Below are 17,194 nucleotides of genomic sequence, written 5' to 3'. Positions count from 1 at the left end.
GTACCAGGACCGGGTGGTCAGGACCGGGGATTGCCGGCGGCCAGGGAGCTGATGGGCGCGGTGACGGCGCCCGTCAGCCTGGCCAGGTCAGCCGGGGCCAGCTCAATATCCAGGCCGCGGCGGCCTCCGGACACCAACAGGGTGTCCAGTGCCGCGGCGCTGGAATCCAGGACAGTGGGGGAGGGCTGCCTCTGGCCGAGAGGGGAAATCCCGCCCAGTACGTAGCCGGTGCGCCGCTGGGCCGCCGCAGGATCGGCCATGGCTGCCTTCCTGGCGCCCAGCGCCGCCGCCATGGCCTTCAGGTCAAGGGTGCCGCTCACCGGGACGATGCCCACCGCGAGCCTGCCTTCCACGTCCACCACCAGGGTCTTGAAGACCCGGGACGGGTCGATCCCCAGAGCTTCGGCGGCCTCCGTGCCATAGCTCGCTGCCGAGGGGTCGTGGGTGTACGGATGCAGCACAAAGGGAACCCCGGCCGCGGTCAGTGCCGCTGTGGCCGGGGTTCCCTGGGAGTTGTTCCTGCGTGCCATGGAGCGTGGTCAGGCCCGGCTGCTGGATGCTGCGGCGACCTTGCGCTTGATCCGGCCCAGCATGGCCGTCATTCCCCGCATGCGCAGGGGGGTAATGGCGCGGGTGAGGCCGAGCAGTTCCGGCATGTCGTCGGGCACGGACAGGATCTCCGCCGCCGTCAGGCCATCCAGCCCCTCGTGCAGCACACCGGCAAAACCGCGGGTGGTGGGTGCCTCGGGCGGCGCCTTGAAGAACAGGCGGACCGCGCCGTCGTCGTTGGTTCCCGTCTCAATGGTGAGGAACAGCGGCGACTGGCACTCCACAACCTGCTCAAGGAGCTCAGGGTGGTCTTTCAGCCGGTCCGGAAGTTCCGGAAGTCCCTCCGAGAACTCCAGCAACAGCTGCAGCCTCTCGGGTTCGGACACGGACTGGAAGTCGTCCACGATTGCCGCCAGGGCGGAAGGCAAAGCTTGAGTAGTCATCGTTCCAAGTCTACGCGGGGGGCGTGGTCAGGCTCCGACGGCGACCGGAACGGAACCCCGCTCAGCGCCCTTCACGATCGGCACACGGACGGCGTTCCCCCACTCGGTCCACGATCCGTCATAGTTGCGGACGGTCTCGAAGCCCAGGAGGTACTTCAGGGCGAACCAGGTGTGGCTGGACCTCTCGCCGATGCGGCAGTAGGCCACCACGTCGTCGCCCTCGGCCAGGCCGGCCTCGCCCAGGTAGATGGCGGCCAGCTCTTCCCGGCTGCGGAAGGTGCCATCCCCGGCGGCCGCGCGGGCCCAGGGGATGGAGGCTGCCGTCGGGATGTGGCCGCCACGCAGGGCGCCCTCCTCCGGGTAGGCCGGCATGTGGGTGCGCTGTCCGGTGTATTCCTCGGGGGAGCGGACATCGATCAGCGGGCCGGTGCCCAGGTGTGCCAGGACGTCGTCCTTGAAGGCGCGGATCGGGGCGTCGTTGCGCTCCACCACGGGGTAGTTTCCGGGAGCGGGAGCAGGCCGGTCCTTGGTCAGTTCGCGGCCTTCGGCAACCCACTTGTCGCGGCCGCCGTCCAGCAGCCTGACGTCCTGGTGGCCGAACAGGGTGAAGACCCAGAGGGCGTAGGCGGCCCACCAGTTGGACTTGTCGCCGTAGATCACCACGGTGCTGTCGCGGGAAATACCCTTCGACGCCGCGAGTTCGGCGAAGGCCGCGCCGTCCACATAGTCCCGGGAAACTTCGTCGTTCAGGTCCGTGTGCCAGTCGATCTTCACCGCGCCGGGAATGTGGCCGGTTTCGTACAGGAGAACGTCTTCGTCGGATTCGACCACGATGAGGTCGCCGTTGGCCACTGCGCCGCTGCTGATGGCGGCCGCGAGCCAGTCGGTGGAAACGAGCCGCTCCGGGTGGGCGTAGGCTGCGAACTTCTCATTCTGTTCAACCGGGTATGGCATGGCTTGGCCTTTCAGTAAGAGCACGGGAAACCGTGGAACATGCATTGGAACCTGTTCCCACCCTAGCCAGCGCCTGAAGGGTTGTCCGTATTCCGTTAATAGGGCGAAATGTTGCCTTCGTCACGCTCCGGGGCGGCTGGGCGGCGTTCCAACCGGGTACGGCCCGCATTGCCGGTATCCTTTCTGGGGACCAACCACCAGCAGAACGGACCACCTTGGTACAGATCGAACAGCTTGCCGCCCGCACTCCGGCAGTTTCGGTGGATGAACTCCTCAAGGGCTTCTACCCGTCGCCCCGGTTCGGAAAGGTTTCCTTTTCCAGCTACCGCCCGGACCCCAAGCAGCCCAGCCAGGCCGCCGCCGTGCGTGCCCTTGAGGGATTTGCCGACGGCGTGGGGTCAGGTAACGGGGGCGGCCTGTTCAAGAAGCTGTTCGGCAAGAAGGACGAATCCAGGGCGGGAATCTACCTGGACGGCGGTTTTGGTGTGGGCAAGACCCACCTACTGGCGTCCCTCTGGCACGCATCACCGGGACCCAAGGCCTTCGGTACATTCGTCGAGTACACCAACCTGGTGGGTGCCCTCTCCTTCCGCAAAACCGTCGATGCCCTGAGCAGCTACCAGCTGGTGTGCATCGACGAGTTCGAACTGGACGATCCGGGCGACACCGTCCTGATGTCCCGGCTCATGCGTGAACTGGCAGACGCCGGCGTCAAGCTTGCCGCCACGTCCAACACGTTGCCCGGTTCCCTGGGCGACGGCCGCTTCGCCGCCGTGGACTTCCAGCGTGAGATCCAGGTCCTGGCGGACCAGTTCGACGTCATCCGCATCGACGGCGAGGACTTCCGGCACCGCGGCCTCCCTGCCGCACCGGCACCGTTGAAGAACAGCGAACTCAATGCGCACATGAAGGCGGAGTTCGACGGGAAGACGGTGGCCCAGGACGAGTTCTCCACCCTCATCCACCACCTGGCCGGTGTCCACCCCAGCCGCTACCGCCAACTGGTCGACGGCATCGACGGCGTGGTGTGGCGCAACGTGGAGACCATCACGGAGCAGGCCGTGGCACTGCGGTTCGTCGTCCTTGCCGACCGGCTCTACGACAAGGACGTGCCCATCCTGGCCAGCGGCGTCCCCTTCGACCAGCTGTTCACCGAGGAAATGATGGCCGGCGGGTACATGAAGAAGTACTTCCGCGCCGTGTCCCGCCTGACCGCCCTGGCCCGCGAAGGCCAGAACCACGAGCCTTCCTAGGCGGACTTCCTGCCGGCCCGGCCACCAGGCCGGGGTTGCAGCACCAGCCGGACCACCAGGCCCGCCAGGAGCGCCCAAAAGGCCGACCCGATCCCGCCGAATACCAGGCCGGAGGCGGCCATCAGGAACGTGACGGCGGGGGCAATCCGGTCCTCGGCGTCCGCCAGCGCCGCCGAGGCGGCCGAGGCCAGGGTGCCCAGCAGTGCCAGCCCGGCAACGGCTTCAAGCATCCCGGCCGGTGCCTTGCTGACCAGCGATACCAGGGCCGCCGAGAAGGCTGCCAGCACCAGGTACGCCGCGCCGGACGTGAAGCCCGCGATCCATCTGCGGCTGCGGTCCGCGCCCGCTTCCTCCCCGGCCGCAAGGGCGGCGCTGAGTGCGGCGAGGTTGATGGCGTGCCCGCCGAAGGGTGCACCGGCGAGGGTCCCTGCCCCGGTAACGAGCATGGCCGGCCGCCACGGTGTTTCGTAGCCAAAGGACCTGAGGACGGCAACCCCTGGAATGTTTTGGGAGGCCATGGTCACCACGAACAGCGGTACTGCGATTCCGGCCATGGCCTGCACGCTGAATGTAGGCATGGTCCACGCCAGTGCCGGGACCAAAGCGGCAGGTGCAACGGGCGTTCCTGCCGACGCCAGCGACACTCCGATGACGCCCAATGCAACCAGCAGGGCGGCGGGCACCGCCCACCGCGGGGCGAACTTCATCATCAGCAGCCAGCACAGGATCACCGGTGCCACGAAGAGGGGCACCGAACCAAGGGCCTTGAACGGTGCCAGGCAGAGCTGGAGCAGGACACCGGCCAGCATGGCCTGGGCCAGGGATGGCGGGATGCGGGCCATCAGCCTGCCGAGCGCAGGCACCAGGCCGGTCAGCGCCAGCAGCAGCCCCGCCCCAAGGAAGCCTCCGACGGCGGCCGGCCACCCGCCGTCGGGCACTCCCGATGCAGCAAGCAGCGCTGCGCCCGGTGTGGACCAGGCCAGGGTTACCGGGACCCGGGAACGCCACGAGAGGAAGAGTACGCCGAGGCCGACAGTGAGCGTCACCGCCAGCAGGCCGGACGCCGCCTGGGCGGGATTGGCACCCACCGCCGTGAGGCCGGCCAGGACAACAGCGAACGATGAGGTGAATCCGACCAATGCGGTGACGATCCCGGCGATGGCCGGCCTGGAATCGGTCCGGACCAGTCCGGGACCGGCGGATGTTGCGGGTGCGGGGGACTTGGGCATACCGGCAGGGTACCGGCGCAGGTTTCCCAACCGGCAATCGGGAGCTCCGGAAGAAGCCGTTAAGCGCCAAAGGTGCGGGTGCCGCCTCCCGGCGGGACCCGCACCTCCTTGACGTGCCGGGCAAGAGCCCTGGCCGAATCCTTTACGGAGCCCTGTCTACCGGCGGAACCGGATTGCCAGGAGCTGCCGGGGGAACCTGCTCGGTGGCAGGTGCGTGCCCCGGGGTGCCGTTCTGGTCAACAAGCTTGGAAGCGCCATCCTGGATCTTGTCGACGTGGCCTGCGTACTTGCCGCCGGTCTTGGTGTCGACGAAATCGCCGGCCTTGGTAATGCCGTCCTTGATAGCCTGCTCGTTGCCGCGGATGAGACCCTGAGCCTTGCCCTTAAGATCGTCAATCAAACCCACGGACACCTCCCTTCTATCGCGGAGCCAGGTCGCTCCTCGCGCATTCGATCCTAGCCGGGCGCGGGAGGCGTGCCAAGGGAATCCCGTTCGCCTGCAGCGGATACCCGGAAACGAAAAAAGCAGCTCCGGAGAGCTGCTGTTCGTGTGTGGGCGATACTGGGATCGAACCAGTGACCTCTTCCGTGTCAGGGAAGCGCGCTACCGCTGCGCCAATCGCCCCGAAACCGGAAGACCGGCTGTGGGATGTAAGAGAGCGGACGACGAGATTCGAACTCGCGACATCCACCTTGGCAAGGTGGTGCTCTACCAGCTGAGCTACGTCCGCATTTGTGCAGGTTGTTCCGGAGGATCCGGTGGTACTGCCGGCAAGTTGCCTTGCCGAGTGGGCGATACTGGGATCGAACCAGTGACCTCTTCCGTGTCAGGGAAGCGCGCTACCGCTGCGCCAATCGCCCATTGCATCCGGAACTCCGGAAACCCTGGTTTTCACCGAGGTGGGTACGGGATTCGAACCCGTGTATACGGCTTTGCAGGCCGCTGCCTCGCCTCTCGGCCAACCCACCGTGCTGGCGCCGATTCCTAAGAATGTTTGCCGTGACAGTGTCCTGCGAGCGGACGACGAGATTCGAACTCGCGACATCCACCTTGGCAAGGTGGTGCTCTACCAGCTGAGCTACGTCCGCATTTTGGAGGCTTGATTCCTTGCCGTTTCCGGCATTTCCTCGCGTTCCAACGAGTAAAAACAATATAGGAGGTTCCGGGAAACTCCAAATCGGAGGGAGTCGCGCAACTGCGAACCGCCGTCCTTCCCAGCGTCCACGCGGATTTTGTCGAGTTACAGGCGTGTAATTTCCGACGGCGGCGGTTGGCTTCCCGGGTCAAGGGATTGGAAGGTGCCGCGTTCGGCAGGCCGGGGGAAGGAGCGCTCCGGGCTGCGGCATCACCGATTTTTGAATTGGGGCAGACGTGGGCTAGCATTCAAATGCATCGGGGCGATTGGCGCAGTGGTAGCGCGCTTCGTTCACACCGAAGAGGTCACTGGTTCGAACCCAGTATCGCCCACCGCAGAGGTCCGTTTCCGCTCATCAGCAGCGGAAACGGACCTTTTTTGTGTGCGGCTCCGGACCCCCGGAGCTTTTGTCGGCCCCCTGTGAAAGAGTCTTTTGTATGACTGATCCGCTTCTCGCCCACGCCACCGAATACGGCCGGATGTACGCACGGTCAACGTCTGAGCAGTTCTCGGTGCCTTCCATCACCACGGTAATCAGCCAGCAGCCGCATGGGCTCGACGGCTGGTTCGGCTACATGGGCGCCAGCAGCCTGGCCAACGATCCGCTGCTGTCCGACTGCCTGGGGAGCCCTGCCAAGATCAAGCAGGCCATCAACCGTGCAGCCAAAGCCGCCGAAACCTACCGGGATGACGCCGCACGCCGCGGAGACCGTGTCCACAACTACTGCGAACAGGTGGCACTAAGGGCACTGGGCCGCCCCCATGCCATGAAGGAAGCCCGCGAGGCGCTGGCCGCCAACGGTGAGGAAGCCTTCGCTGTTCGGTTCGACGAATGGTGGGAGCTCTTCCGCGTGGAGCCCATCGCTCCGGAAATCACGGTCTGGAACGACTCAGTGGGATACGCCGGCACACTTGACCTCGTGGCCAGGATCAACGGGCGCATCTGCCTGATCGACTACAAGACCAAGGGAACAACGCGGGACGGGCAGGTCAAGCCGCTGGATGACAAAGTGGTCATGCAGCTGGTGGCCGGCATGAAGGCGGAAGAGAGCCTCGTGGACCCGGAAGCGGGGACCTGGGAACCCTGGAAGTACGGCGAGGACCCGGTCCTGCTGGCCGTGGCCATCGGCGAGACGGAAGTCCGCCCGGTCCGCGCCAACCCGGAAGTCCTTAAGCACCACTGGTGGAAGTTCTGCGCCCTGCGCCGCGTCTGGGAGCTCTCCGCAGACACCCTCAGCGCCGGCACCGCGCTGTTGCCCATCGCGCCTCCACCCCTGGCCCGCACCGCCTAACGGAACGGTGCACGTGGAGAGACTGCACCTAAACTGGACAGGTTCCCTTTTGCCGCCAACCGTGAGGACACACAGCGCATGGCTATTCTGAATATCCGCATCATCGGCGATCCTGTGCTGCGCACAGTCGCCGATCCCGTGACGGAATTCGGACCCGACCTTGCCAAACTGGTCGCCGACATGACCGAAACCATGGAGGACGTCGAAGGCGCCGGCCTCGCCGCGCCCCAGATCGGCGTCAGCAAGCGCATCTTCACGTACCGGATCGACGGCGTCGAGGGCCACATCATCAATCCTGTCCTGGAAAACAGCGAGGACTACCAGCCGGACCATGTGGAGGGCTGCCTCTCCATCCCGGGCCTCGGCTTCCCGGTGCGCCGTTTCCGCGCCACCCGCGTCACCGGTGTTGACATGCACGGCAACCCGGTCGCCATTGACGGTGAAGGGATGCTGGCGCGCTGCTTCCAGCACGAAAACGACCACCTGGACGGTATCCTCTACACGGACCGCCTCGAGGGCGAGGACAGGAAGGCGGCGCTGAGGTCCATCCGCAACGCCAATTACGACGCCGTCGCCGGACGCACCACAGCCAAACGCGCCAGGAGTGTCGGGTCAAGCTTCGGCGGTGCCAGCTTTGGTGGAACCAGCACCCCCGGCTCCAGCTTCGGCGCAGCCGGGTGAGGGTCCTCTTCGCGGGGACACCCGCCGTCGCAGTCCCATCCCTGGACGCGCTGGTCGACGCCGGCTTCAACGTCGTTGCCGTCCTGACCCGGCCCGACGCGCCGCTGGGCCGCAAGCGCGTGCTGACGCCGTCGCCCATTGCCCAGCGGGCTGCGGAACTGGGCATCGAGGTCATCCGTGCGGCGCGCGTCGACGCCGATGCCATAGCCGGCATTGCCGCGGTGCAGCCGGACGTCGCGGCCATCGTCGCTTATGGCGGACTGGTTCCCCCTGACGCCCTGGGCATCCCGCGGCACGGCTGGGTCAACCTGCACTTTTCCCTGCTGCCGGCCTGGCGCGGAGCGGCGCCGGTCCAGCGATCCATCATGGCCGGAGACGACGTCACCGGCGCCGTGACGTTCCAGCTGGAGGAAGGCCTGGACACCGGTCCCGTCTTCGGCACCCTGACCGAGGCCGTCAAGGCCCAGGACACCGCCGGTGACCTCCTGGAACGGCTGTCCCACAGCGGCGCGGTCCTGCTGGCCCAAACCCTGTCCGCCATCGACGCCGGAAAAGCAGCGCCGCAGGCACAGGCCGGCGATGTGTCGCTCGCGCCGAAATTGACGTTGGAGGACGGCCACCTGAACTGGGCGCATCCGGCCCTGGCCATCAGCAGGCAGGCGCGCGGCGTCACCCCCGAGCCCGGTGCCTGGACCCTGCTCAACGGGCAGCGGGTCAAGCTCGAGCCGGTCCGGCTGCGGCCGGATGTTTCCGGGCTGGCCCCGGGAGCCGTGGAACTGAACGGCAAAGCCGTGCTGGTGGGAACGGGGTCGCACGCGGTGGAACTGACGCGTATCCAGCCTGCCGGGAAAAAGATGATGGCCGCCCCCGACTGGGCGCGCGGTTTGGCTTCACTGGATAGCGTGGTGTTCGAATGACCGGGTCCGGAGGCAATACAGGCGGACGGGGCAGCGGCGGGAAAGGCGGGCAGGGCGGCAGCGGCGGACCTGCCGGCGGCGGCCGTGGCAACGGCGGTCCCCGGGACGCCAGCCGGCGGAACGCCAAGGGCCGCGAACGCAACCGCGGGCCGCAGCGGAGCTTCACCGGGCAGGCTCCGTCCCAGCGCACCAGGCGCGCGGATCCCGCCCGCCTCGTGGCCTTCGAGGTGCTCCGCGCCGTCGCGGCGGAGGACGCCTACGCCAACCTCGTGCTGCCGGCCCGGATCCGGCACCACCACCTGGACAAGCGGGACGCCGGGTTCGCCACCGAACTGAGCTATGGCGCACTCCGCAACCAAGGCACCTATGACGCCATCCTGGCACGGTGCGTGGACCGTCCCCTGGCCCAGCTGGACCCGGCCATCCTTGATGCGCTCCGCATCGGTGCCCACCAACTGCTTGCCATGCGGGTCCCGGCCCACGCTGCCCTGGACCAGACCGTGGGGCTCGCGCGCGCGGTGATCGGCGCCGGACCGTCAACACTGATCAACGCCGTCCTGCGCAAGGTCGCCGCCCGGAGCCTCGAGGAGTGGCTGGACCTGTTGGTGGAAGGCGAAACCGACGCTACGAAGGTAGCAGCGGTGAAGTACGCGCACCCGGAGTGGATCGTGCGCGCCATGCGCCAGTCCCTCGTGGCCCACGGCCGCTCCGCGGCGGAGATCGATGAGCTGTTGGAAGCTGACAACGCCGCCCCGGTGGTCAACCTCGTTGCGCTGCCCGGCCTGGGCAGCCTGGACGAGGCACTGGAAAGTGGCGCCGCTCCCGGGGAGCTTGTTGAAGGCTCAGCGCTTTCCAGTGGCGGCGACCTTGGCCGGCTGGCTTCCGTCCGCGCCGGCACCACCCGTGTACAGGATGTCGGTTCCCAGCTGGTGGCCAGGGCCCTGGCCGCGGTGGATCTTGGCGGGCCGGCGGACGGAAGCGCGGCCGTCAGCGCTCCGGCGGTGGACGGCGACGCTGAAGCGTGGCTCGATCTTTGTGCCGGTCCCGGCGGGAAGGCGGCGCTCCTGGGTGCGCTGGCGCACCAGCGGGGCGCCACCCTGCTGGCGAACGAACCGGCGCCGCACCGGGCCAAGCTGGTCAGCCAGGCATTGTCCGCCGTGCCGCATGGCAGCTGGCAAGTCCGCACCGGCGACGGCCGTGAAGTGGGCGGTGAGCAGCCGGAGCGTTATGACCGTGTCCTGGTTGACGTTCCCTGTACCGGCCTGGGCGCGCTTCGCCGCAGGCCGGAGTCCCGGTGGCGTCGCTCGCCCAAGGACATCGCGGACCTCGGGCCATTGCAGCGCGAACTGCTGGCCTCGGCCCTGGCCGCCGTCCGGCCAGGGGGAGTGGTGGCCTACGTGACCTGTTCACCGCATCCGGCGGAGACAACAGCGGTGGTATCAGACGTCCTGCGCAAGCGCACCGACCTTGAACTCCTTGACGCCGGGGCCGCCCTGGACGCGGTCAGCCTGACCGGGTCCCTTGGTGCCGGCCACGAGCTGACTGCCCAGCTCTGGCCCCACATCCATCACACCGACGCGATGTTCCTTGCCCTGATCAGGAAGAAAGCCTGACCATCAGGAACGGCGCGACACCCAGCAGCCACGGCGTGGTCCATGCCGTGGGACCAGAACAACCAGCGAAAGGCATTTCCGTGACGCAGTGCTGCATCAACCCGAGCATCCTCTCCGCCGACTTCGTCAACCTTGAGGCTGAACTGCAGCGGATCAGCAATGCCGATGCCGTGCACGTCGATGTCATGGACAACCACTTCGTTCCCAACCTGACCATCGGGTTGCCCGTGGTGCAGCGGATCCAGGCCGTCAGCCCCGTACCGCTCGATGCGCACCTGATGATCGCGGACGCGGACCGCTGGGCGCCAGGTTTCGCGGACGCCGGCCTGGCTTCCGTGACGTTCCACGCGGAAGCATCAGTTGCGCCTATCAAGCTGGCGCGGGAACTGCGCAGCAGGGGGGCCAAAGCAGGGATGGCCCTGCGCCCCGCGACGGCTGTGGAACCGTACCTGGACATGCTGGTGGAACTGGACATGCTGCTCATCATGACCGTGGAACCGGGCTTCGGCGGCCAGGCGTTCCTGGACATCACCCTGCCCAAGATCCGCAGGGCCCGGGCGGCCGTGGAGGGTTCCGGGCTGGGGGTTGCGATCCAGGTGGATGGCGGCATTACCGAAGAGACCATTGCCCGCGCCGCCGAAGCCGGGGCGAACGTCTTTGTGGCCGGTTCCGCTGTGTATGGCGCCGAGGATCCGTCCGCTGCGATCGACCTGCTGCGCGCCAAGGGCAGCCGGACATTACGTGCCGCGACGGAATAACCGGGAGGCCATCCGGGTTGTGGCACAATAACAACACACATACGTGCTCCGGGGTCGGTGTAAGTCCGAACCGGCGGTGACAGTCCGCGACCCGCGAGCCGGTGTCCTCCCAGGAGGATTCCGGCAGACGGTTGAACCGGTGGAATTCCGGTACCGACAGTTAAAGTCTGGATGAGAGAAGCACGTACAGCTGTATCTGCGCAGCCTTTGGGCTCCGCAGCGTTCTGCTGTCGTATCCCCGGAGCCATCGCGGTTCGACAGGGAAGGAACGACGCACAATGAACCCCCAGCGATGGCTCTTAAACGCCGCAAGTCCTGCCGCTTCCAAGGCAGGCAACTACTCCGCATCGGCAGCCGCATGACGGGCGCCGCGAAGCTCCAGCCGGACGCCGGCGTGGTCACAGCCTTCAGTGCCGCCGAAACGGGCGCCATGGAAGACGCCCTCAGGGCAGCACTGGAAGGCCCCCGCGGCGCGAATCCCCTCGTGGGGGCGGTCGTCATCGGGCCTGACGGCCGGCAGCTGGTTTCCGGCCACCACCGCGGTGCCGGGACCGCACATGCCGAGGCCGACGCGATAGCCCAGGCCGCCGCCGTCGGACTGGATCTGTCCGGCTGCACCATGGTGGTCACGCTCGAACCCTGCAACCACGTGGGCCGCACGGGTCCCTGCACGGAAGCGATCATCGCCGCCGGGATCACGGACGTGGTGTACGCCGTGGACGACCCCCATGACCCTGCTGCCGGGGGCGCGGCGACACTGCGTGCAGCAGGCATCCGGGTCCGCAGCGGACTGGGCGCCGATGAAGCCCTGGACCTGAACCGCCAGTGGTTCGAGGCAGTGGCTGCCAAGCGGCCCTTCGTCACCCTCCACATCGCGCAGACCCTTGACGCCCGCATCGCTGCCGAAGACGGCACCAGCCAGTGGATCTCCAGCCCGGAGTCCCTGGCGGACAACCACGGGATCCGCGGCCGCATCGATGCCATCCTGGTGGGCACCCAGACCGTGATGGTGGACAACCCGCGGCTGACCGCCCGGGATGCCGCCGGCAACCCGGCATCCAAACAACCCGTTCGTGCGGTCATGGGCCTGCGTGCCATCCCGGAGGACGCCGCAATCCATGGGGACGACGGCCTGGCCGTCCACCTTCCCACCCGTGATCCGCACGAAGCCCTGTCAATGCTGTATTCGTCCGGCATCCGGCACGTCATGGTGGAGGGCGGGTCCAGCATCCTGAGCTCCTTCCTGGCGGCCGGCCTGGTGGATGAACTCATCGTGTACCTGGCGCCCACACTGCTGGGATCCGGCACCCCTGCACTGAACGGGCTGGGCATCACCAGCCTTCCCGACGCCCAGCAATGGGAATGGGACGCGTCCGACGGCGGCGCGGTACGGACGCTGGGCCGGGACCTCAGGCTCCACCTCAGACCGCAACGGCATGTTGCACTTGACCACCCACCAACCCGCGCAGCCGCGGAGCCAGCCCAGGGAGGCTACTGATGTTTACCGGAATTATTGCCGAGCAGGGGCAGGTGCTGTCCGTCGAGCGGGACGGCAACACCAGCGCCACCGTCCGGCTGCATGCGCCCGCCTCCACCGAGGGCCTGGCACTTGGGGGCTCCATCGCCGTCAACGGTGTCTGCCTCACGGCAACAGCGATTGACGGCAAGGACTTCAGCGTCGACGTCATGGGGGAGACCCTGGTGCGGAGTACCATCGGCGAGCTCACCGCAGGCGACTCCGTCAACCTGGAGCGGTGCGTTCCCGCAGGCGGCCGCCTGGATGGCCACGTGGTGCAAGGCCACGTGGACGGCGTGGGTGTCCTGCTGGAACGGGAAGCCCAAGGCAACTGGGAGCGGCTGCGCTTCGGCGTTCCCGCCAACCTGGCCCGCTACATCGCCGAGAAAGGCTCCATCGCCATCGACGGCGTCTCCCTCACCGTGACGGCCGTCAGCCCGGCGGCGGAGCAGGAACCCTGGTTCGAAGTGGGCCTGATCCCCACCACCCTCGCCGAAACCGGCCTGGGCACCAAGACCACCGGCAGCCGCGTGAACCTCGAAGTGGACGTCCTGGCCAAATACACCGAACGGCTGCTTGCTTTCCGCGGCGCCGGCTCACCGGCAGGAAACGGCGAAGCCGCCCTGGCGGGAGGTGCACGGTGAACGCTGCAGTGCGCCTGGAACCCGCCGTCGCGAACGATCCCCAAACCAGCCAGCCGGTAACCGGTGGCTCCGCCGCGGGCGGGGCGTCATCCGGACCCGCCCGGGGACTGGACTCCATCGCGGACGCCGTGCGGGCCATGGCTGCCGGGCGCCCGGTGCTGGTGGTCGACAACGAAGACCGCGAAAACGAAGGCGACATCATCTTCGCCGCCCAGCACGCAACTCCGGCGCTGATGGGCTGGACCATCCGGTACAGCTCCGGAGTGATCTGCGTGCCGCTGACCGGGGACCGCGCCGACGCACTGGCCCTGCCTCCCATGACGGCTGTCAACGAGGACGCTAAAGGCACCGCCTACACCGTCTCCTGTGATGCGGCCATCGGTGTCAGCACGGGAATATCCGCCACGGACCGGGCCCTGACCGCAAGGATCCTGGCCGACCCGCAGGCCGGACCGGCGTCCGTGACCAGGCCGGGGCATATTTTCCCGCTCCGTGCCGTTGATGGTGGTGTGCGGGAACGCCAGGGCCACACAGAGGCCGCTGTGGACCTGTGCCGCCTCGCGGGCCTTGAGCCTGTCGGGGTGATCGCGGAAGTGGTGTACGACGACGGCGAAATGATGCGCCTGGACGGGCTCCGTTCGTTCGCAGCTGAACATGGGTGCCCCCTCATCTCCATCGAGGACCTGGTGGCGTATCTTGAAGCCGGGGCCGGGGGCGCCCTGGATGAGGATGCCCGGGTGGTCCCGGGTGGAGAAAAGGAGAAACGATGACGGCAGCGGCAGCCAGCGACGACAGCCAGCACAACGGTCACCGCAAGTCCCACGCGGTGTCCGGCGAGGCGCCCCATCCCGTCAGCGGAGGACCGGTAGTGCAACTGCCCACCGCCTTCGGCGACTTCGTGGCGCAGGCGTGGACCGACCTTGTGACCGGTGTTGAGCACCTGGCCGTCAGCTCGCCAAACGCTCCCACCGACGGAAAAGCTCCCTTGGTCCGGCTGCACTCCGAGTGCCTTACCGGCGATGTCTTTGGCTCCTACCGGTGCGACTGCGGGGAACAGCTCGCCTTCGCGCTGGAGCTGATCCGGGACAACGGCGGAACCCTGCTCTACCTTCGCGGCCAGGAAGGCCGCGGCATCGGCCTTGCCAACAAGATCAAGGCCTACGCCCTGCAGGAAGCCGGCTTCGACACCGTGGAGGCCAACGAACAGCTGGGCCTTCCCGTTGATGCCCGCTGCTACAAGGCCGCGGCCCAGATCCTGGCCGAAATGGGCCTGCATGAAGTACGGCTGCTGAGCAACAACCCGGACAAGCAGAACAGGCTGGCCAAGGCCGGGGTGACGGTGGTGGAAATGGTTCCCACGGAGGTCCCCTCCCGTGAACAGAACATCCGGTACCTGCGCACCAAGAAGGACCGCATGGAACACCGGCTGCTGCTGGACTCCCAGGTGGCTCCCGTGCCCGTCCCGGCTTCCGAAACCCCCTACGACCACGAACAAGACTGACGTCTTCACGAACGAACGGAACACTGAAAACCCATGAGCGGACACGGCGCCCCCGACATCGACCTCAGCACCCTCAACCCGGCTGAAACCTCGCAGCTGAAGCTGGCCATCATTGCAGCCAGCTGGCACACGCAGATCATGGACGGCCTCCTGGACGGGGCACTCCGCGCCGCCAAGGACGCCGGCATCGCCGAGCCCACCGTGCTGCGGGTCCCCGGCAGCTTCGAACTTCCCGTTGCCGCCGCCCGCCTGGCACCGCACTTTGACGCCGTGGTTGCCCTCGGCGTCGTGATCCGCGGCGGCACGCCGCACTTCGACTACGTCTGCCAGGCCGCGACGTCGGGACTCACCGACGTCAGCGTCTCCACCGGCGTGCCGGTCGGCTTCGGCGTGCTCACCTGCGACAACGAACAGCAGGGCCTCGACCGCGCCGGCCTGCCCGGCTCCAAGGAAGACAAGGGCCACGAGGCCGTCACCGCGGCGCTGGCCACCGCCGTCGTCCTCAAGCAGTACCGCAGCTAAGCGGCACCGCGCTGCACGGGCGCGGTGTGTATTCCCTCACATCGCGCCCGTCATGCAACCGCCCGGGAAGCGCCGCTGCGTCCGCAGCAAGTAGGCTGGAGGGCGTGAAGAATTTCGAGACGCTGTTCGCTGAGCTCAGCGAGAAGGCAGCCACCCGCCCGGAAGGCTCCCGCACCGTCGCTGAATTGGAGTCCGGTGTTCACGGCATCGGCAAAAAAGTCGTTGAGGAAGCAGCCGAAGTCTGGATGGCTGCCGAATATGAATCCGATGAAGCTGCGGCCGAGGAAATCTCCCAGCTGTTGTACCACCTGCAGGTCCTCATGCTCGCAAAAGGCCTGACCCTGGAAGACGTCTACAAGCATCTGTAGCCACCGGCCGGCGCTTTGCCGCCGGCCTGCTGTGGCCTGCATTGCCTGAAACCCAGACCTTCCACCCAGAAAGAATTTCCCATGCTGCGAGTAGCCGTCCCCAACAAGGGCTCCCTGTCCGAAGCCGCGTCCGCCATGCTCTCCGAAGCCGGATACCGCCAGCGGCGCGACAGCCGCGAGCTGGTCATGGTGGACCCCGACAACGACATTGAGTTCTTCTTCCTCCGCCCCCGCGACATCGCGGTCTACGTGGGCCGCGGAACGCTCGACGTCGGCATCACCGGCCGCGACCTGCTGCTGGACGCCGAGGTGGAAGCCGAAGAGCTCCTGCCACTGGGATTCGCCGCGTCAACGTTCCGCTTCGCCGGCCCGGTGGGCGATTTCAGTTCCGCCGCCGAACTCGAAGGCAAGCGCCTGGCCACCAGCTACGACGGCCTGCTGCGCAACTACCTGGCCGAACGCGGCATCAACGCCAGGGTGGTCCGGCTCGACGGCGCCGTTGAATCCTCCGTGCGCCTCGGCGTCGCGGACGCCATCGCTGACGTCGTGGAAACCGGCAACACCCTCAAGGCCGCCGGCATGGAAATCTTCGGCGAACCCATCCTCAAATCCGAAGCCGTCCTCATCCGGCGCACCGGTTCCGGCGGGGAAGCGAACGGCACGGCCAAGGAAATCGACGTCCTTATCCGCCGGCTCCAGGGCGTCCTGGTGGCGCGCCAGTACGTGCTGATGGACTACGACATCCGCAAGGAGCTCGTGGAGAAGGCCGCCAGCCTGACCCCGGGCCTCGAATCGCCCACCGTCTCCCCGCTGCGCGACTCCGACTGGGTGGCGGTCCGGTCCATGGTTCCCAAGAAGGAAACCAACCGGATCATGGACGAACTGTACGACCTGGGCGCCCGCGCCATCCTGGTCAGCAGCATCCACGCCTGCCGCATCTGAGCACCGGCGACCCCCAGCAGCACTGAATATCCAGGAGTTCCCATGGCAGTAGCAGTCCGCGTCATTCCCTGCCTCGACGTCGACGCCGGGCGCGTCGTCAAGGGCGTTAACTTCGAGGGCCTCCGCGATGCCGGCGACCCCGTGGAGCTCGCCCACCGCTACGACAACGCCGGTGCCGATGAACTGACCTTCCTTGACGTCACCGCTTCCTCGGGCAACCGCGAGACCACGTTCGACGTCGTCCGGCGCACCGCTGAGGAAGTCTTCATTCCGCTCACCGTTGGCGGCGGCGTCCGCGGCGTGGCAGAGGTGGACAAGCTCCTGCGCTACGGCGCGGACAAGGCCTCCATCAACACCGCCGCCGTGGCCCGGCCCGACGTCATCGACGAAATCACCCGGCACTTCGGTTCCCAGGTGCTGGTCCTTTCCGTTGACGCCCGCCGCACCCGGCCGGGGTCCCAGCCCACACCGTCGGGGTTTGAAGTGACCACCCACGGCGGCCGCACCGGCACCGGGATCGACGCCATTGAGTGGGCCAGGGAAGCGGCCGACCGCGGGGTGGGGGAGATCCTGTTGAACTCCATCGACGCGGACGGCACCAAGGACGGCTTCGATCTCGAACTTATCAAGCTGGTCCGCGCCGCCGTCAGGGTTCCGATCATCGCGTCCGGCGGAGCGGGGGAGCCGGCGCACTTTCCGCCCGCCGTCGCGGCCGGTGCGGACGCGGTCCTGGCCGCCTCGATCTTCCACTGGGGACCGGACAACATGATGTCCCAGGTCAAGGACGCGATTCGCGAAGCAGGCTTCGAAGTCAGGTAGTCCCCACCCGCTCCCTCACCCCGCTTCGGCCAGGGAACCCTGCGGGCGCTGGCCCAG

19 protein-coding genes, 6 tRNA genes and 1 riboswitch are annotated in these 17,194 nt (G+C 67.3%); of the genes, 15 read left to right on the top strand and 10 right to left on the bottom strand.

What is annotated here, in order from left to right; all coding sequences use genetic code 11:
• Positions 1 to 17: 17 nt before the first annotated feature.
• Genes ybaK through J2T23_RS17630 form a run of 3 tightly spaced genes read right to left on the bottom strand, consistent with a single transcriptional unit; the run spans position 18 to position 1,946 of the window.
• Complete coding sequence (ybaK, locus tag J2T23_RS17640) at positions 18 to 530, bottom strand: Cys-tRNA(Pro) deacylase (RefSeq protein WP_141160761.1); 513 nt, start codon at positions 528 to 530, stop codon at positions 18 to 20.
• 9 nt (positions 531 to 539) lie between these two features.
• The gene (locus J2T23_RS17635; protein ID WP_141181300.1) at positions 540 to 992 is read right to left on the bottom strand and encodes a SufE family protein; all 453 of its coding nucleotides are present in this window, start codon (positions 990 to 992) and stop codon (positions 540 to 542) included.
• 27 nt (positions 993 to 1,019) lie between these two features.
• Positions 1,020 to 1,946 (bottom strand): sulfurtransferase, encoded by a 927-nt coding sequence (locus J2T23_RS17630; RefSeq protein WP_307362090.1) that lies wholly within the window; start codon positions 1,944 to 1,946, stop codon positions 1,020 to 1,022.
• A gap of 215 nt (positions 1,947 to 2,161) precedes the next feature.
• Between J2T23_RS17630 and zapE the strand changes: the two genes are divergently transcribed.
• Positions 2,162 to 3,199: a cell division protein ZapE gene (gene zapE, locus J2T23_RS17625; protein ID WP_141181302.1), complete on the top strand. Its 1,038-nt coding sequence runs from the start codon at positions 2,162 to 2,164 to the stop codon at positions 3,197 to 3,199.
• Here the strand turns inward: zapE and J2T23_RS17620 are convergent.
• From J2T23_RS17620 to J2T23_RS17590, 7 genes are all read right to left on the bottom strand, one after another.
• Positions 3,196 to 4,428, bottom strand: coding sequence for a benzoate/H(+) symporter BenE family transporter (locus tag J2T23_RS17620; protein ID WP_307362087.1), 1,233 nt, complete (start codon positions 4,426 to 4,428; stop codon positions 3,196 to 3,198). The genes zapE and J2T23_RS17620 overlap by 4 nt on opposite strands.
• Positions 4,429 to 4,570: 142 nt before the next feature.
• A complete protein-coding gene (locus J2T23_RS17615; RefSeq protein ID WP_141160756.1) occupies positions 4,571 to 4,834 on the bottom strand; it encodes an antitoxin in 264 nt (87 codons plus the stop codon).
• 147 nt (positions 4,835 to 4,981) lie between these two features.
• Positions 4,982 to 5,053, bottom strand: a tRNA-Val gene (locus tag J2T23_RS17610).
• Positions 5,054 to 5,086: 33 nt separating this feature from the next.
• Positions 5,087 to 5,159: transfer RNA gene (locus tag J2T23_RS17605), tRNA-Gly, on the bottom strand.
• A gap of 58 nt (positions 5,160 to 5,217) precedes the next feature.
• Positions 5,218 to 5,289, bottom strand: a tRNA-Val gene (locus J2T23_RS17600).
• Positions 5,290 to 5,326: 37 nt separating this feature from the next.
• Positions 5,327 to 5,397: transfer RNA gene (locus J2T23_RS17595), tRNA-Cys, on the bottom strand.
• Positions 5,398 to 5,444: 47 nt separating this feature from the next.
• Positions 5,445 to 5,517 (bottom strand) — tRNA-Gly (locus J2T23_RS17590).
• A gap of 307 nt (positions 5,518 to 5,824) precedes the next feature.
• Between J2T23_RS17590 and J2T23_RS17585 the strand changes: the two genes are divergently transcribed.
• The 14 genes from J2T23_RS17585 to hisF all read left to right on the top strand — a co-directional run bounded on the left by J2T23_RS17585 (position 5,825) and on the right by hisF (position 17,137).
• Positions 5,825 to 5,896 (top strand) — tRNA-Val (locus J2T23_RS17585).
• A gap of 105 nt (positions 5,897 to 6,001) precedes the next feature.
• Entirely contained in the window at positions 6,002 to 6,856 is an 855-nt protein-coding gene (locus J2T23_RS17580; protein WP_141160755.1) for a cytochrome, read from the top strand.
• A gap of 78 nt (positions 6,857 to 6,934) precedes the next feature.
• Positions 6,935 to 7,537 (top strand): peptide deformylase, encoded by a 603-nt coding sequence (gene def, locus J2T23_RS17575; protein ID WP_141160754.1) that lies wholly within the window; start codon positions 6,935 to 6,937, stop codon positions 7,535 to 7,537.
• Positions 7,534 to 8,454: a methionyl-tRNA formyltransferase gene (fmt, locus tag J2T23_RS17570; RefSeq protein ID WP_307362080.1), complete on the top strand. Its 921-nt coding sequence runs from the start codon at positions 7,534 to 7,536 to the stop codon at positions 8,452 to 8,454. The genes def and fmt overlap by 4 nt, the downstream gene beginning before the upstream one ends.
• A complete protein-coding gene (locus tag J2T23_RS17565) occupies positions 8,451 to 10,067 on the top strand; it encodes an RsmB/NOP family class I SAM-dependent RNA methyltransferase (RefSeq protein WP_307362078.1) in 1,617 nt (538 codons plus the stop codon). Before fmt ends, J2T23_RS17565 begins: the two co-directional genes overlap by 4 nt.
• Before the next feature lie 80 nt (positions 10,068 to 10,147).
• Entirely contained in the window at positions 10,148 to 10,825 is a 678-nt protein-coding gene (rpe, locus tag J2T23_RS17560; RefSeq protein ID WP_307362076.1) for a ribulose-phosphate 3-epimerase, read from the top strand.
• Between the two features lie 39 nt (positions 10,826 to 10,864).
• Positions 10,865 to 11,013: riboswitch (FMN riboswitch) on the top strand.
• Positions 11,014 to 11,183: 170 nt separating this feature from the next.
• On the top strand, positions 11,184 to 12,323 hold the full coding sequence (ribD, locus tag J2T23_RS17555) for a bifunctional diaminohydroxyphosphoribosylaminopyrimidine deaminase/5-amino-6-(5-phosphoribosylamino)uracil reductase RibD (protein ID WP_307362153.1): 1,140 nt from the start codon (positions 11,184 to 11,186) through the stop codon (positions 12,321 to 12,323).
• Entirely contained in the window at positions 12,323 to 12,985 is a 663-nt protein-coding gene (locus tag J2T23_RS17550) for a riboflavin synthase (protein ID WP_141181306.1), read from the top strand. The genes ribD and J2T23_RS17550 overlap by 1 nt, the downstream gene beginning before the upstream one ends.
• Positions 12,982 to 13,755, top strand: coding sequence for a 3,4-dihydroxy-2-butanone-4-phosphate synthase (gene ribB, locus J2T23_RS17545; protein WP_370871455.1), 774 nt, complete (start codon positions 12,982 to 12,984; stop codon positions 13,753 to 13,755). The genes J2T23_RS17550 and ribB overlap by 4 nt, the downstream gene beginning before the upstream one ends.
• Positions 13,752 to 14,486 carry a GTP cyclohydrolase II gene (gene ribA, locus J2T23_RS17540; protein ID WP_141160748.1) on the top strand — a complete coding sequence of 245 codons (735 nt, stop codon included), beginning with the start codon at positions 13,752 to 13,754 and terminating at the stop codon, positions 14,484 to 14,486. The genes ribB and ribA overlap by 4 nt, the downstream gene beginning before the upstream one ends.
• Before the next feature lie 33 nt (positions 14,487 to 14,519).
• The gene (gene ribH, locus J2T23_RS17535) at positions 14,520 to 15,008 is read left to right on the top strand and encodes a 6,7-dimethyl-8-ribityllumazine synthase (protein WP_018770776.1); all 489 of its coding nucleotides are present in this window, start codon (positions 14,520 to 14,522) and stop codon (positions 15,006 to 15,008) included.
• 104 nt (positions 15,009 to 15,112) lie between these two features.
• Entirely contained in the window at positions 15,113 to 15,376 is a 264-nt protein-coding gene (locus J2T23_RS17530) for a phosphoribosyl-ATP diphosphatase (RefSeq protein ID WP_009358176.1), read from the top strand.
• Positions 15,377 to 15,457: 81 nt separating this feature from the next.
• The gene (gene hisG / locus J2T23_RS17525) at positions 15,458 to 16,318 is read left to right on the top strand and encodes an ATP phosphoribosyltransferase (protein WP_141160746.1); all 861 of its coding nucleotides are present in this window, start codon (positions 15,458 to 15,460) and stop codon (positions 16,316 to 16,318) included.
• A gap of 42 nt (positions 16,319 to 16,360) precedes the next feature.
• Positions 16,361 to 17,137 carry an imidazole glycerol phosphate synthase subunit HisF gene (gene hisF, locus J2T23_RS17520; protein WP_141160745.1) on the top strand — a complete coding sequence of 259 codons (777 nt, stop codon included), beginning with the start codon at positions 16,361 to 16,363 and terminating at the stop codon, positions 17,135 to 17,137.
• The last annotated feature ends 57 nt before the right edge of the window (positions 17,138 to 17,194 follow it).

Source organism: Pseudarthrobacter niigatensis (genome assembly GCF_030812615.1).
GTDB classification, from domain to species: Bacteria; Actinomycetota; Actinomycetes; order Actinomycetales; family Micrococcaceae; genus Arthrobacter; species Arthrobacter niigatensis.
The sequence above is the reverse complement of the archived record's forward strand: the minus strand, read 5'-3'. Positions and strand labels throughout refer to the sequence as shown.